Consider the following 15,813-nt stretch of genomic DNA (forward strand, 5'->3'; position numbering starts at 1 on the left):
TTGACCGGTAACAAACGCAGTAAATTGAAGCATCCGAACTACGCAAATCATTTTATTTTTAACCAACCAGGCAGCAAAGCCGCTTACGCGAATCGCAGAGAAGTACCGGTGATTCCTGAGGCGGTTTACCAAGTTGTCGTAATCTGGAGAAGCAACATGAATGACCCAATCGTTATCGTCGGTGCAGCACGTACTCCAATGGGGGCGTTTCAAGGTGATTTTTCGGCATTGACCGCCAGTGACCTGGGCGCCGTGGCGATCAAGGCTGCAGTTGAGCGCGCCGGGCTGAAGCCGGAGCAAGTCGATGGCGTGTTGTTTGGCAATGTATTGCAAGCCGGCCAAGGCCAGGCGCCTGCACGGCAGGCAACCATCAAAGCCGGTTTGCCGGTTTCTACCAATGCGGCCACCATTTCCAAGGTGTGCGGTTCGGCGATGCAAGCCACGATGTTCGCTTTCGATGCTTTGCTGGCGGGGACCAATGAAGTAGTGGTCGCCGGCGGCATGGAATCGATGACCAATGCGCCTTACCTGATTCCAAAAGGACGCAGCGGCTATCGCATCGGCCACGCCACGATTTTCGACCACATGATGCTGGACGGCCTGGAAGATGCTTACTCCAAGGGTGAAAGCGGCGGCGGCCGTTCGATGGGTACTTTCGGTGAAGAATGCGCAGCCAAATACCATTTCAGCCGTGCCGACCAGGATGCGTTTGCGATCGCGTCGGTACAGCGCGCACAAGCCGCCACTGCCGACGGCTCCTTCAAGTGGGAAATCGCACCGGTGACCGTCACCAGCCGTGCCGGCGAAGTGGTGATCGACAAGGACGAAGGCCCGCAAAAGGCGAAGATCGACAAGATCCCGTCGCTGCGCGCAGCGTTCAAGAAAGACGGCACCATCACGGCGGCTTCGTCGTCCTCCATCAACGACGGCGCTGCCGCGTTGGTATTGATGCGCGAATCGACTGCCAAGAAACTCGGCTGCACGCCGATTGCCCGCATTCTGGGCCATGCCAGCCATTCGCAAGAACCGGAATGGTTCACTACCGCACCGGTAGGCGCGATTGAAAAGCTGTACAAGAAAGTCGGCTGGAAGAACAGCGACGTCGATCTGTACGAAATCAACGAAGCGTTTGCCGTGGTGCCGATGGCCGCGATGAAAGAACACGATATTCCGCACGACAAGATCAATGTCCATGGCGGCGCTTGTGCTCTCGGCCATCCGATCGGCGCTTCCGGTGCGCGCATTATCGTCACTCTGCTGGGCGCCTTGAAGGCTAAGGGCGGCAAGCGCGGCGTGGCATCGTTGTGTATCGGCGGTGGTGAAGGTACTGCCATCGCAGTCGAACTGGTTTGATGCGTTATAACAAGTTCTGATGTAACTGAGTAGCAGGCATCAAATGGATCAGCGGTTTTCGCGGACTTTCCGCGAATTCACGCTGATCTTTGTTATCGGTCTTCGTGAATTGCAATAATCACAATAGTCGCAATAATAATTACCATTTCAGACAGGGTATAAGAAGATGGCCGCAGCAATTGATTTCTACTTTGATTTTTCCTCTCCGTATGGTTATTTCGCAGCCACCCGTATCGACGAGCTGGCGGCAAAATACAAGCGCGATGTCGAATGGCATCCGATCTTGCTAGGGCCGGTATTCAAGACCACCGGCTCGGCACCCTTGCCGCAGGTGCCGATCAAGGGCGATTACTCATTCCACGATTTCGAGCGCAGCGCGCGATTTCACGGCATCCCGTACAAACGTCCCGGCGCTTTCCCGATTTCCACCCAGGCAGCGGCACGCGCCGTGCTGTGGGTACGTGGCAAGCAAGGTGAAGACAAGGCCATCAAATACGCCAAGCAGATTTACAAAGCTTATTTTGTCGACGGCACGAATATCGCCGAGCCGATGAAGCTGCTTGAGATCGGCCATCACAGCGGCATCGACACCACCGGCCTGAGCGAAGGCATCAACAGCGTGCCGATCAAGAATCAGCTGAAAGCGGAAGTCGATCTGGCGATGGCGCGCGGCGTGTTCGGCTCGCCGTTCATGATTGTCGATGGCGAGCCGTTCTGGGGTTTCGACCGTTTCGACCAACTCGAAGCATTTCTGAGGGATGGCAAGATTTGAAGAATAAGGTTGATGACTGTCCTTGCGGTGGCGGCAATTACGCACAGTGCTGCGGTCGCTATCACAATGGCAGCGAGGTGGCGCCGTCCGCACTGGCGCTGATGCGCTCACGTTACAGCGCCTACGTCATGGACAACGGCGCCTATTTGCAAGCGACCTGGCATCGCAGTACCAGGCCGACCGAGCCGATCGTGGCCGAAGCCGGGCTGAAATGGCTGGGCCTTGAAGTTCGTAAGCATCAGGCCGACGGCGACAGCGCTATCGTGGAATTTGTAGCGCGTTACAAGATCGGCGGCCGTGCAGAGCGCTTGCACGAAGTAAGCCGCTTTGTGCGCGAGCGTGAACCTGGCGCAGAAGATCAGCCACGCTGGTTTTATGTCGATGGCAGTTTCCCCGAAAAATAAAAATCATTGCGGGAAGCATTAGCAGGTCCTAACAGGAGACAAGATCATGAAGCAACTGAATTCCAGCATCGATCGCGGCAGCCAGGAGTTGCCGCTGATCGAACAGACCATCGGCAGCTTTTTCGACGAGATGGTGGAGCGGGTCGCCGACAATGACGGATTGGTCTCGCGCCATCAGCAGATCCGCCTGAGCTATCGGCAACTGCAAAGCCAGGCCAGGCAGCTGGCCAGCGCCATGCTCAAGCTTGGGCTGCAGCCGGGTGACCGCATCGGCATCTGGTCGCACAACAATGCCGAGTGGCTGTTGACGCAACTGGCCACGGCCTATGCCGGTATCGTGCTGGTGAATATCAATCCGGCCTATCGCGTCAGCGAGCTGGAGTATGCGTTGAACAATGTCGGCTGCAAGGCGTTGATTTCAATGACCAGTTTCAAGAGCAGCGACTATCTGGACATGATCCGCACGCTGGCGCCTGAAATCGAACACGCCACTGCGGGTAGCTTGCAGGCGGCGCGTCTGCCGACGTTGAAAACCGTGATCCAGCTTGGCAGCGATGCGCAGCCGGGCATGTTGCGCTTTGCCGATTTTATCGCCAGTGGCGACCCGTCCGATTCGCAACTGGCAGAAATCGCCGGGCAATTACAAGCAAGCGATCCCATCAACATCCAGTTCACCAGCGGCACCACCGGTTTTCCGAAAGGCGCGACGCTGACCCATCGCAATATTCTTAACAATGGTTTTTTCATTGGTGAAGCGATGAAGCTGACGGCGCAGGACCGACTCTGTATTCCGGTACCTTTGTATCACTGCTTCGGTATGGTGCTCGGTAATCTGGCCTGCCTGACGCACGGCGCGACTATTGTTTATCCGAATGACGGCTTCGAACCGTTGTCGGTGCTGCAGGCAGTACAGGAAGAACGCTGCACCGGTTTGCACGGCGTGCCGACCATGTTCATCGCAGAGCTGGATCATCCGCGCTTTGCCGAATTCGATCTGTCGACACTGCGCACCGGCATCATGGCCGGATCGCCATGCCCGATCGAAGTGATGAAACGTGTGGTGCGCGACATGCATCTGGCGCAGATCACCATCGCCTACGGCATGACCGAAACCAGCCCCGTCAGCTGTCAGAGCATGACCGATACACCGCTCGAGAAACGGGTTTCCACCGTCGGCCAGGTACAGCCGCACCTGCAGGTAAAGATCATCGATCCGGAATCGGGCGCGATCATGCCCATCGGCAGTTCAGGTGAGTTATGCACACACGGTTATTCTGTGATGCACGGTTATTGGGGCGATGAAGAAAAGACGCGCGAAGCGATCGACAGCGAAGGCTGGATGCATACCGGCGATCTGGCGACCATGGATGCCGAAGGTTACGTCAATATCGTCGGCCGCATGAAGGACATGGTGATTCGCGGTGGCGAGAATATCTACCCGCGCGAGATCGAAGAATTTTTATATCGTCATCCGGCGATCCAGGATGTGCAGGTAGTCGGCGTGCCGGATCAGAAATACGGTGAAGAATTATGCGCCTGGATTATCTTGCGCCCAGGGAAAACCGCGGACGAACAATCCGTGCGTGATTTTTGCCAGGGCCAGATCGCGCACTACAAGGTGCCGCGCTATATCCGCTTTGTCGATGCTTTCCCGATGACAGTGACCGGCAAGATACAGAAATTCAAGATCCGTGAAGCGATGAAGGATGAGTTGAAACTCAACGATATCCACACCGCATAAAGATCGTTCCAAAAGAACGGTTCCAAAAGAATCGTTCCAAAAGGATGATTCAAAATTCTAGACACAAAGGACATCGCAATGCCCCAGTTAGAAAGCAAGCTGAACCCACGCAGCGAAGAATTCCAGGAAAATGCCAGCGCGCTTAATCTGCTGGTTGACGATTTGCGCCAGAAAGTCTCGCAGATCGCCGAGGGTGGTGGCGATGCTGCGCGCAAAAAGCATGTGGCGCGCGGCAAGTTGCTGCCGCGCGAGCGGGTGCAGATGCTGCTTGATCCCGGCACGCCGTTCATGGAATTTTCGCAACTGGCCGCGTATCACGTCTACAAAGACAAGGATGGCAGCGATGCAGCGCCCTCCGCCGGCGTGATTACCGGCATCGGCCGTATCGCGGGGCAGGAATGCGTGGTGGTCTGCAACGATGCAACCGTCAAGGGCGGCACCTACTATCCGCTCAGCGTCAAAAAACATTTGCGCGCGCAGGAGATCGCCGAGCAAAACAATCTGCCTTGCATCTACCTGGTCGATAGCGGCGGCGCCAACTTGCCGAATCAAGATGAAGTGTTCCCGGATCGTGACCATTTCGGCCGAATCTTCTACAACCAGGCCAACCTGTCTGCCAAAGGCATTCCACAAATCGCGGTGGTGATGGGTTCGTGCACGGCAGGCGGCGCTTATGTGCCGGCGATGAGCGACGAGTCGATCATCGTCAAGAACCAGGGCACGATTTTCCTGGCCGGCCCGCCACTGGTAAAGGCTGCAACCGGTGAAGTGGTGAGCGCCGAAGACCTGGGCGGTGGCGATGTCCATACCCGCTTGTCCGGCGTGGCTGATCATCTGGCGCAAAACGATATGCATGCCTTGTCGCTGGCGCGCACCATCGTCTCCAACCTGAATCGCCAGAAACCGCAAGGCCCGTTGTTGCGCCCGGTAGTCGAACCGAAGTATCCGTCCCATGAACTGTATGGCGTGATTCCACTCGATACCCGCAAGCCCTTCGATGTCCGCGAAGTCATCGCGCGTATCGTCGACGGCAGCGAATTCGATGAATTCAAGGCGCGTTACGGCACCACGTTGATTTGTGGCTTCGCTCATATCTACGGCATGCCGGTCGGCATCGTCGCCAACAACGGCATTCTGTTTTCAGAAGCGGCCGTGAAAGGCACTCACTTCATCGAACTCTGCTCGCAACGCAAGATTCCGCTGGTATTCCTGCAAAACATCACCGGTTTCATGGTCGGCCGCCGCTACGAAAATGAAGGTATCGCCCGCAATGGCGCCAAGATGGTGACCGCGGTGGCAACCACTGCCGTACCTAAACTGACAGTCATCATCGGCGGCAGCTTCGGCGCCGGTAATTACGGCATGTGCGGCCGCGCTTATTCACCGCGCTTCCTGTGGATGTGGCCGAATGCCCGTATCTCGGTGATGGGTGGCGAACAGGCTGCCGGCGTGCTGGCAACCGTCAAACGCGATGGCATTGAAGGCAAGGGCGGCAGCTGGAGCGCCGAAGAAGAAGAAGCTTTCAAAAAACCGATTCGCGATCAGTACGAACATCAAGGCCATCCGTATTACGCCTCCGCGCGCTTGTGGGACGACGGCGTGATCGATCCGGCCGATACGCGCCGGGTACTTGGGCTGGGTTTGAGCGCAGCCTTGAATGCACCGATTGCGGAAACCAGGTTCGGCGTGTTCCGGATGTAAAACCGGATAGCGAACAGAAAGCAATCATGCGCACAATGAAAAAAATATCGGTGACACAAGCTGTGGCGTCTGCATGCCTGTGTCTGTGTGCATGGTGCGCGCAAGCAGCGGATCAGCCCCTGGCGCAGGATTTGAACGAAGCTGTCACCCGCTTGCCGGTCACTGTCAAGAATCTGTACGGCCGGCCCGTCAGCGGCAATGTCATAGTGACGCAATTCAAGCCTGCCGGTGTCGGACCGTTTCCGATTGTAATCATCAACCACGGCCGGAGCGGCACCGATCGCTCCAAGCCGCCGCGGTTCCGTTACACGCCGCAGGTGCGCTTCTTCATCGAGCGTGGTTTTGCCGTGTTTGTGCCGACCCGGCTGGGTTATGGCGAAGCCGGTGTCGAGCCCGACCCTGAAGATAGCGGCGGCTGCCGCGATAAAGACTACGGGCCGATGGCCGAGGCAGCTAGCAGCGAAGTGCTGGCCGTACTTGATTATGCCAAGCAACAACCATACGTTAATCCCGGGCGGGTGTTGTTAGTGGGGCAGTCGGTTGGCGGCTACACCACTACCGCTACCGCAGCCAGGATGCCGCAAGGCCTGGTGGCGGCGATCAATTTTGCCGGCGGCGCCGGTGGTGATCCCGAGGTGCATCCAGGGGTGCCTTGCCAGGGCGCCAAGCTGGAAAACATGTATGCGCAATTCGGCAAAACTGCGAAGGTACCGATGCTTTGGGTATATACCCAGAATGACCTGTATTTCGGTCCGCAATACAGCCAGGCCTGGTACACCGCGTTTAACCAGGCGGGCGGCCAGGCCGAATTCAAATTACTGCCGCCGTTTGCCAAGAACGGGCATTTATTGTTTTCATCCGGTCTCAGCATCTGGGAGCCGGTGGTGGCGGATTTTCTTGGGCGAAATGGATTTTCCGCGGAGCCGTTGAAGGAGATGAACAAGTGACTTATCAGAATTTAGCAATACAACATGCGTCGCAGGTGGCTACTATCGTTCTTAATCGGCCCGAGGTACGTAATGCCTTCAACGAAACCATGATCGCGGAAATCACGCATGCCTTCGCCGACCTGGGCGGCAACGCCGAAGTAAGGGCGATCGTGCTGGCCGCAAATGGCGTAGCGTTCTGCGCCGGCGGCGATCTCAACTGGATGAAGGCGATGGCGGATTACACGCCGGAACAGAATCGCGCCGATGCCGCCCAGCTGGCGACCATGCTGCGCACCATTTACCAATGTCCGAAACCGGTGATCGCCAAGGTGCAGGGCGATTGTTATGCCGGCGGACTTGGCCTGGTGGCTGTCTGCGATATCGTGGCGGCGGTTGATACGGCGCAGTTTTGCTTGTCGGAAGTGAAGATCGGCTTGATACCGGCAACCATCTCGCCCTACGTCATCAAGGCCATCGGTGAATCGGCTGCGCGCCGCTATTTTATTACCGCAGAACGATTTTCTGCCGAAACCGCGCAAAAGCTCGGCCTGGTGCATGAGATGGTTTCCGCAGAGAAATTGGATGAAAGCGTGAGTTTGTTGCTCAAGGCGTTGTTGGCGGCCAGCCCCAACGCTGTCACCGAAGCCAAGCGTCTGGTGCGTGCGATTGCTGGCCAGCCGCTGACGGAGGTGCTGATTGCCGATACGGTCGAAGAGATCGCCAAAATCCGTGCTTCCACCGAAGGACGGGAGGGTGTGCGCGCCTTCCTGGAGAAGCGCAAACCGTCCTGGCTGCAGTGATCATGCGGTGACTTTGCTGTGATCACATACAATCTCGTCCTTGCAGAGATTTAATTGCCGGAAAAGATAGCAAATGATTAATGAAGCATTTTTGAACGACCCTTACCCGGCTTATCACGCATTGCGTGTCCAAGGCGCGTTGCATTGGAGCCCGGAGTTCTGCGGCGGCGCCTGGCTGCTGACCGGCCATGCGGACGTCGCCAGTGTGTTGCGCGATCCGCGTTTCTCGGTGCGTCGCGCCGGCGGTTGGGCCAATAGCAGCGGCCCGGGCGCGTTGGCCGAACTACGCGAATTCAAACGGATTTTTTCGCGTTCGCTATTGTTTGTGGATGCGCCGCAGCACACTCGCTTGCGGCAAGTAATGAATGCCGGCTTCAAGCCAGCGGCATTGCAGGAATTGGGACCGCAGATCCAGATGATTGTCGATCGCCTGCTGGACCAGGTATTAACGAAGGCCGCTGACAGTGGGTCCGGGGAGTTGGCCGAGTTCGACTTTATGCGCGATTTCGCCCGTCCCTTGCCAGCGTTGGTAATCGCCAGCATGCTAGGCATCGCCGCCGAAGACCGTAGTGAATTTGTCGCCTGGTCCGACGATATCGCCGCCTTCATCGGCAGCCCGACGCCGACGCTGGAAATCGCCCGCGCGGCCCAGGTCAGCCTGATCGCCATGAACGAATATTTCCGCCAGCTGTTGCCGCAGCGTCGCGCAGCGTTGGGCGACGATCTGATGAGCCAGCTGATACGTGCTGAAGCCACAGGCGGCATCATCACCACCAAGGAATTGCTGGCACAGTGTTGTACATTGCTGTTCGCTGGCCATGAAACCACGCGTAACCTGCTCGGTAACGGCATGTTGGCGCTGTTGCAACATCCAGAACAATGGCAAGCGCTGCAAAACATGCCGTCGCTGCTGCCGTCTGCTTTAAAAGAATTACTGCGGTTCGACAGCCCGGTGCAATATACCGGCCGCCGGCTCAAGGTCGATGTCGAGATGCACGGCCAGTTGATGAAAAAGGGCGATCTGGTGATTCCGCTGATCGGCGCCGCCAATCGCGATCCCGCCAAATTCACAGATCCGGACCGGCTCGATATCGAACGTAATCAGGGCGCACATCTGTCCTTCGGTTATGGCCCGCATGTCTGTATCGGTGCGACGCTGACCTATCTGGAAGCAGAAATCGCGATGCGTAGCGTGATGCAGCGCTTGCCTCAGCTACAACTGGCCGGCGTTACGCAATCATGGGGCGGCAACGCGGTATATCGCAGCCTGAACCGGCTGTCGCTGAAATTTGCACGGCCGTCAGCGACAGAACAAGCGACACCGGCAACACCAGCGGAAGTCCAATATGCCTGAGTTGCTGACCCAGATCCGCGATCAGCTGGCTGCGTTGCAAGAGCAGAAGCTGCTGCGCAAGCGGCGCATCGTCGACGGTCCGCAGGGGCCGTTGCTGGATGTCGATGGCCGGCAATATCTGTCCTTTTGCAGCAACGATTATCTCGGACTGGCGAACCATCCGGCTCTGCGTGCCGCAGCGCAGGCGGGGCTCGATCAATACGGCGTCGGCGCCAGTGCATCAGCCTTGATCAGCGGCCACACCCGCGTAGTCGAGGAATTGGAACTGGCGCTGGCAGAGTTCGTCGGCATGCCGCGCGCTTTGCATTTTTCGACCGGTTACATGGCGAATATGGGAACCATCCCGGCGCTGGTCGGCCCCGGCGATGTCGTATTTTCAGATCGCCTGAATCATGCTTGCCTGATAGATGGCGCGCGCTTGTCGGGCGCGCAGTTCCGCATCTACCCGCATGCCGATGTGGTAAGGCTGGAACAATTGCTGGCCAAGAGCGACCACCCGCGCAAGCTGATCGTCACTGATGCCGTGTTCAGCATGGATGGCGATATCGCGCCGTTGCCTGAACTGCTGGCCTTGTGTGAAAAATATGATGCCTGGTTGCTGGTCGACGATGCCCACGGCTTCGGTGTATTGGGTCCGCAAGGACGCGGCAGCCTGGCGCATTTCGGATTGCAGTCGCAACGCATCTTGTATATGGGCACCTTGGGCAAGGCGGCGGGAGTGGCCGGCGCCTTCGTCGCCGGCGATGCGCTTCTTATCGAATGGCTGCTGCAACGGGCGCGCACCTACGTGTTTACTACCGCCAGCCCACCTTTGCTGGCGAGCGCTTTGCTGGCAGCAGTCAAGCTGATGCAGACCGAAGATTGGCGGCAACAGCACTTGCGCGATTTGATCGCGCGGCTGCGCGGCGGACTGGCCAGCTTGCCTTGGCCTTTGCTGCCGTCAGAGACTCCGGTGCAAGCATTGATCGTTGAAGATAATCAGCTGGCGCTGGACTTGATGGCCGGGCTGCGCGAGCAAGGCATCTGGGTGCCGGCGATCCGGCCGCCGACCGTGCCGAAAGACACTGCGCGTTTGCGCATATCGCTGTCGGCGGCGCACAGCATCGAACAAATAGATCAGTTGGTCAGCGCGTTGCATGTGCTGGCCGACAATTATGCCAGGAACAAAATTGCGTAAAAATAGTACAGATACACATGCACCACAGTCGGATCTGGTTCAGCGTAGCCTGAACAGTGTCTGGCATCCGTGCACCCAAATGCAACACCATGAATCGGTACCGTTGATAGCGGTCAGCCGCGGCCGTGGCGCGTGGCTGTATGACACCGACGGCAAACGTTACCTGGATGCGATCAGTTCCTGGTGGGTCAATTTGTTCGGCCATGCCAATCCCCGTATCAACGCCGCATTGAAGGATCAGCTCGATCAGCTTGAGCATGCCATGCTGGCCGGTTTTACGCACGAACCGGTAGTGCAGTTGTCGGAACAGCTGGCGGCGCGCACCGGCAATGTGCTGGGGCATTGTTTCTATGCGTCCGATGGCGCCTCGGCAGTCGAGATCGCCCTGAAGATGAGTTTCCATGCATGGCGTAACGCCGGCTACGCCGACAAGCAGGAATTCGTGTGCCTGAAAGGCAGTTATCACGGTGAAACCATCGGTGCGCTGGCGGTGACCGATGTGCCTCTGTTTCGCGATGCCTATGGTCCCTTGTTGCGCCAGGCGCATGTGGTGGCGTCACCTGATGCGCGTGGCGCACGCGACGGCGAGAGCGCTGCCGACGTCGCCCACCGGGCGGCTGCCACACTGGAAAAATTATTGCAGCAACGTTCCAGCCATATCGCCGCCATCATCATCGAACCGCTGGTGCAATGCGCCACCGGAATGGCGATGCACGATCCGGTTTATCTGCGCGAATTGCGTGCTCTATGCGACCGCTACAAAGTCCATCTGATCTTTGACGAAATTGCAGTCGGCTGCGGTCGCACCGGCACTTTTTTCGCGTCCGAACAAGCGGCTGCGCCGGGAGAGGCGCCAATCTGGCCGGATTTCCTGTGTCTGTCGAAAGGCATCAGCGGCGGTTACCTGCCTTTGTCGCTGGTGATGACGCGCGACGAAATCTATCAGGCGTTTTACGATAACGCCCTGGCGCGCGGTTTCCTGCACTCGCATTCCTACACCGGTAATCCGCTGGCTTGCCGTGCTGCGCTGGCAACACTGGCGATTTTCGAGGAAGACGATGTGATCAACGTCAATCGTCTGCGGGCAGAACGCATCACTGCGGCACTGGCGCCATTGGCGCAGCACCCGAAAGTACAGCATTTCCGTCAGCGCGGCATGATCTGGGCCTTTGATGCCGTCATCGACAACAAGGCGCACGCCGCGACATTTTCACGCCGGTTTTTCAGCAGCGCGGTGGAACATGAATTGCTGCTGCGGCCGATCGGAAAAACTGTCTACCTGATGCCGCCGTATATTCTCGACGATGAAGAAATCGAGTTGCTGGCAACTCGCACTGCCGCGGTTTTCGAAAGCGTGATCGATCATGACTAACGCTATCGTAAGTACCCAAAAGGCCGCGTGGTTCGTCGCCGGCACCGATACAGAAATCGGCAAGACGCTGATCGCCGGCGCTTTGCTGCATGGACTGACTAAAACCGGTGTCCGTAGCGCCGGCATGAAACCGGTCGCAGCCGGCGCCGAATTACGCGACGGCGTCTGGCACAACGACGATGCCGATATCCTGGCGGCAGAGGCCAGCGTGAAACTGCCGCAGGAATTGACTACACCGTTTCTATTACGCCAGCCGACCGCACCGCATATCGCCGCGGCACAAGAAGACCGGACGATTGAACTGGCGCATATCCTGTCCTGTTATCGACAGATGGCGGAGCTGGCCGACGCCGTGGTAGTCGAAGGCGTGGGCGGTTTCCGCGTGCCGCTCAACGACATCCACGATACCGCCGACCTGGCGCAGCAGCTCGGCTTGCCGGTAGTGCTGGTAGTCGGTTTGCGGCTGGGTTGCATCAGCCATGCGCTGCTGACGGTCGAGGCGATTGCCGCACGCGGCTTGCGATTGGCCGGCTGGGTCGCCAACACGGTCGACGCCAACATGCTCAATGGCGACGCCAACATTGCCGCATTGAAGAATCGCATTGATGCACCATTCCTGGGCCACGTGCCGCGCATGAATGCATTGCCCGCCAAGGCGCTGGTCGAGGTCGCCGCCAGTCATTTGAATTTTTCCTGCTTGCCGGGTTGGCCTGCGCCATCCGGCAACATCTAACTCTTAACTGTATTCCCTAAACACAAAGGAAGTCTGATCATGTCATCGCAACCAATTACATTCCAGCCAGCCGCCAAACCGATGGTGCTGCCAGCCGACGCCAAGTGGCCGGTGCAAACCGTGCTGGATCTGTTCAACCTGCCATTCAACGAATTGATGTTCAAGGCGCAGCAAACGCATCGCGAAAATTTCGACCCGAATGAAGTCGAACTGGCGACACTGTTGTCGATCAAGACCGGCGGCTGCCCGGAAGATTGCGGCTACTGCCCGCAAGCAGCACGTTACGACACCGGCGTCACCGCGCAAAAAATCTTGCCGCTGGATACCGTGCTGGAAGCCGCGCGTCAAGCCAAGGCGCATGGCGCAACCCGTTTCTGCATGGGTGCAGCATGGCGTGAACCGAAAGACCGTGACCTGGAAAAGGTCGAAGAAATGGTGCGCGAAGTCAAGGCGTTAGGCCTCGAAACCTGCGCCACGCTGGGTATGCTGGGCGAAGGCCAGGCTGAACGCCTGAAGGGTGCCGGCCTCGATTACTACAACCATAATCTCGATACCGCACCGGAAATCTACGGCGACATCATCACCACCCGCGATTACCAGAATCGCCTGGATACGCTCGACAGCGTACGCGGCGCCGGCATCAAGGTCTGCTGCGGCGGTATCGTCGGCATGGGCGAATCACGCCTGCAACGTGCCGGCCTGGTGGCGCAACTGGCGAATCTGGAGCCGTATCCGGAATCGGTGCCGGTGAACAATCTGGTACAAGTCGAAGGCACGCCTTTGCATGGTATCGATCCGATCGACCTGTTCGAATTCGTGCGCACGGTAGCCGTGGCGCGCATCACCATGCCGAAGGCGCGGGTGCGTTTGTCCGCTGGCCGCCGCCAAATGGGCGAGGCAATCCAGTCCCTGTGTTTCCTGGCCGGCGCCAACTCGATTTTCTACGGCGACAAGCTGCTCACCACCGGCAATCCGGAAGTGGAAGAAGACCGTGCCCTGCTGGAAAAACTCGGCATGCATTCGCGTTCATCGGCATTCGATGCACGTTGTGAAGTTACCGCCGACAGCAATACCCAACCGCAATAAATAATATAACTGGGGGAGACAGCATGTTTACCAAGATACTGATTGCCAATCGCGGCGAGATTGCCTGCCGCGTGGCAGCCACCGCACGGCGCATGGGTATCAAGACCGTCGCCGTATATTCGGATGCCGACGCCGGCGCCAAGCACGTTGCGGTGTGTGACGAGGCGGTGCTGATCGGACCGGCTGCGGCTAAGGAAAGTTACCTGCGCGCCGACAAGATCATCGAAGTGGCCTTGGCTACCGGTGCGCAGGCTATCCACCCGGGCTACGGTTTTCTGTCCGAAAACGCAAAGTTTGCCCAAGCCTGCGCCGAGGCCGGCCTGGTATTTATCGGTCCTCCTGCCAGTTCGATTTCGGCGATGGGGTCGAAGTCGGCCGCCAAGGAGTTGATGGAAAAAGCCCAGGTGCCGTTGGTGCCTGGTTATCACGGCGAGAATCAGGATGCCGATTTCCTGCAGCAGCAAGCCGACAAGATTACCTATCCAGTGCTGCTGAAAGCCAGTGCCGGCGGTGGCGGCAAGGGCATGCGCATCGTCGAGCAAAGCGCCGATTTCAAGGCCGCGCTGGCTTCCTGCAAACGCGAAGCGATCAACAGCTTTGGCGATGACAAGGTGCTGGTCGAGCGTTACCTGACGCGCCCGCGTCACATCGAGATCCAGGTGTTTGCCGATACCCAGGGTGATTGCGTCTATCTGTTCGAGCGCGATTGCTCGGTACAGCGGCGCCATCAGAAAGTGCTGGAAGAAGCACCGGCGCCGGGCATGACGCCGGAACGCCGGCGCGCCATGGGTGAAGCCGCTGTGGCCGCTGCCAAGGCAGTCGGTTATGTCGGCGCGGGCACGGTGGAATTCATCGCCAATCAGGACGGTTCTTTCTACTTCATGGAAATGAACACCCGACTGCAGGTAGAACATCCGGTGACGGAAATGATTACCGGCCTCGATCTGGTCGAATGGCAGTTGCGGGTAGCTTCAGGCGAACCGTTGCCACTCAAGCAGGAACAATTGAAACTGAGCGGCCATGCACTGGAAGCGCGTATCTATGCTGAAAATCCGGACAAGGGATTCCTGCCGTCGATAGGCACGTTACGCCATCTGCGCACGCCGGCGGCAACCGAGTTCGAGGTCAGCCAATCCGGCGCCAGCATCGTCCGGATCGATTCGGGCGTGCGTCAAGGCGATGCGATTTCACCGTTTTACGATCCGATGATCGCCAAGCTGATCGTCTGGGGCCAGGACCGGCAACAAGCATTGGCCGCGATGGCGACGGCGCTGGCGCAATACCAGATCGTCGGCCTTGCCAGCAACGTCAAATTCCTGCAGCGCCTGATCGCCGGCAAGCCGTTCTCCGAAGCGGATCTGGATACGGGCCTGATCGAACGTCACCACGATACGTTGTTTCCCGCCGCGACTCCGGTTGCGATCGAGGTGTTCGCCCTGGCGGCCGCGTCGTTGTTGCTGTCGGAACGCAATTCTACCCACAATGCCGGCAGCGATCCATGGACCAATACCGATGGTTGGCGCCTGAACGGCAACCTGCAACGCCGACTCGCATTTGTCGACGACGGTCAAGCCAGTCCGCTTGATATCACGTACGAAGCAGGCCGCTGGTTGCTGCATCATGAGCAATTCGACGCCCAGACGTTCAAGCAGATGACCGTGTTGGAGCAAGACGGCAACGCCATCGAAATCAGCCTCGGCGACAGAACCGTAGCCGGCACCGTAGTACGCGAAGGCGAGCAGTTCCACGTGTTTTATGGCGGAAGCCAGTACACGCTAGGCTATGTCGATCCGCTGCTGCATGCCGGCGACACCGAAGCCGAAGGCGGCCGCCTCACAGCACCAATGCCAGGCAAGATAGTCGCGCTGCTGGTAACGCAAGGCGAACAGGTAAAAAAAGGCGCACCATTACTGATCATGGAAGCAATGAAAATGGAACACACGATTGCCGCCCCAGCCGATGGCCTGGTCGAAGAGTTGTTGTATACGGTGGGCGATCAAGTAAGCGAATCCGCGCAGTTGCTGGTATTCAAGCCAGCCTGATCAGTTAAATGGGGTCAGAGTCTGACCCTTCCCCTCAAATAACAACATGAATAGCCATAGAGCGCAGGGTATGAATTGCCTGGTTAATTTGCGAGATTGGGATCTGTCGGGGTGCTTCGCGCATCCACCACAGTGCGAGTGAGAGGATGGACAAGGTCTGTTCGGCTTTGTGCCGGCTACCGTATTGGATCTTGAACCCCTGATGTTGCGCGGTTAATCCGATGATCCAGAGCGCATACATGGCGAGTGCTCCGATCAATAGCAGAATGGAAAAACGCAGTGGATCACGCGTTTGACTCTGAGATAGTCCCAATCCAAATTGGGCATTTTTGATGTCACGAAAGGTCTG

The 15,813-nt window shown here is 57.9% G+C and carries 13 protein-coding genes and 1 pseudogene; 13 read left to right on the forward strand and 1 reads right to left on the reverse strand.

Features of this window, described 5'->3' with window-relative positions; translation table 11 throughout:
• Positions 1–156: 156 nt before the first annotated feature.
• From BM029_RS18960 to BM029_RS19020, 13 genes are all read left to right on the forward strand, one after another.
• Positions 157–1,353 carry an acetyl-CoA C-acetyltransferase gene (locus BM029_RS18960; RefSeq protein ID WP_092438703.1) on the forward strand — a complete coding sequence of 399 codons (1,197 nt, stop codon included), beginning with the start codon at positions 157–159 and terminating at the stop codon, positions 1,351–1,353.
• A gap of 166 nt (positions 1,354–1,519) precedes the next feature.
• Positions 1,520–2,125: a 2-hydroxychromene-2-carboxylate isomerase gene (locus BM029_RS18965; RefSeq protein ID WP_092438681.1), complete on the forward strand. Its 606-nt coding sequence runs from the start codon at positions 1,520–1,522 to the stop codon at positions 2,123–2,125.
• Positions 2,122–2,529, forward strand: a complete 408-nt coding sequence (locus BM029_RS18970) for a YchJ family protein (RefSeq protein ID WP_244545125.1) — start codon at positions 2,122–2,124, stop codon at positions 2,527–2,529. The genes BM029_RS18965 and BM029_RS18970 overlap by 4 nt, the downstream gene beginning before the upstream one ends.
• 46 nt (positions 2,530–2,575) lie before the next feature.
• Positions 2,576–4,270 carry an AMP-binding protein gene (locus BM029_RS18975; protein ID WP_092438684.1) on the forward strand — a complete coding sequence of 565 codons (1,695 nt, stop codon included), beginning with the start codon at positions 2,576–2,578 and terminating at the stop codon, positions 4,268–4,270.
• A 78-nt stretch (positions 4,271–4,348) separates the two neighbouring features.
• Positions 4,349–5,971 carry a carboxyl transferase domain-containing protein gene (locus BM029_RS18980; protein WP_092438685.1) on the forward strand — a complete coding sequence of 541 codons (1,623 nt, stop codon included), beginning with the start codon at positions 4,349–4,351 and terminating at the stop codon, positions 5,969–5,971.
• 26 nt (positions 5,972–5,997) lie between these two features.
• On the forward strand, positions 5,998–6,918 hold the full coding sequence (locus tag BM029_RS18985) for an alpha/beta hydrolase family protein (protein WP_092438686.1): 921 nt from the start codon (positions 5,998–6,000) through the stop codon (positions 6,916–6,918).
• Complete coding sequence (locus BM029_RS18990) at positions 6,915–7,700, forward strand: enoyl-CoA hydratase/isomerase family protein (RefSeq protein ID WP_092438687.1); 786 nt, start codon at positions 6,915–6,917, stop codon at positions 7,698–7,700. The genes BM029_RS18985 and BM029_RS18990 overlap by 4 nt, the downstream gene beginning before the upstream one ends.
• Positions 7,701–7,773: 73 nt before the next feature.
• On the forward strand, positions 7,774–9,054 hold the full coding sequence (locus BM029_RS18995) for a cytochrome P450 (RefSeq protein WP_092438688.1): 1,281 nt from the start codon (positions 7,774–7,776) through the stop codon (positions 9,052–9,054).
• Positions 9,047–10,231 carry an 8-amino-7-oxononanoate synthase gene (gene bioF / locus BM029_RS19000; protein WP_092438689.1) on the forward strand — a complete coding sequence of 395 codons (1,185 nt, stop codon included), beginning with the start codon at positions 9,047–9,049 and terminating at the stop codon, positions 10,229–10,231. The genes BM029_RS18995 and bioF overlap by 8 nt, the downstream gene beginning before the upstream one ends.
• Positions 10,209–11,603, forward strand: a complete 1,395-nt coding sequence (gene bioA, locus BM029_RS19005; protein ID WP_092438690.1) for an adenosylmethionine--8-amino-7-oxononanoate transaminase — start codon at positions 10,209–10,211, stop codon at positions 11,601–11,603. Before bioF ends, bioA begins: the two co-directional genes overlap by 23 nt.
• A complete protein-coding gene (gene bioD, locus BM029_RS19010; protein WP_092438691.1) occupies positions 11,596–12,336 on the forward strand; it encodes a dethiobiotin synthase in 741 nt (246 codons plus the stop codon). The genes bioA and bioD overlap by 8 nt, the downstream gene beginning before the upstream one ends.
• A 39-nt stretch (positions 12,337–12,375) precedes the next feature.
• A complete protein-coding gene (gene bioB, locus BM029_RS19015; RefSeq protein ID WP_092438692.1) occupies positions 12,376–13,422 on the forward strand; it encodes a biotin synthase BioB in 1,047 nt (348 codons plus the stop codon).
• Positions 13,423–13,445: 23 nt separating this feature from the next.
• Positions 13,446–15,464 (forward strand): acetyl/propionyl/methylcrotonyl-CoA carboxylase subunit alpha, encoded by a 2,019-nt coding sequence (locus BM029_RS19020; RefSeq protein ID WP_092438693.1) that lies wholly within the window; start codon positions 13,446–13,448, stop codon positions 15,462–15,464.
• Between the two features lie 34 nt (positions 15,465–15,498).
• Here the strand turns inward: BM029_RS19020 and BM029_RS25960 are convergent.
• Positions 15,499–15,813, reverse strand: a pseudogene (locus BM029_RS25960) (IS4 family transposase); the annotation flags it as partial.

This window comes from Collimonas sp. OK607, from assembly GCF_900111995.1.
Lineage (GTDB): Bacteria > Pseudomonadota > Gammaproteobacteria > Burkholderiales > Burkholderiaceae_D > Collimonas.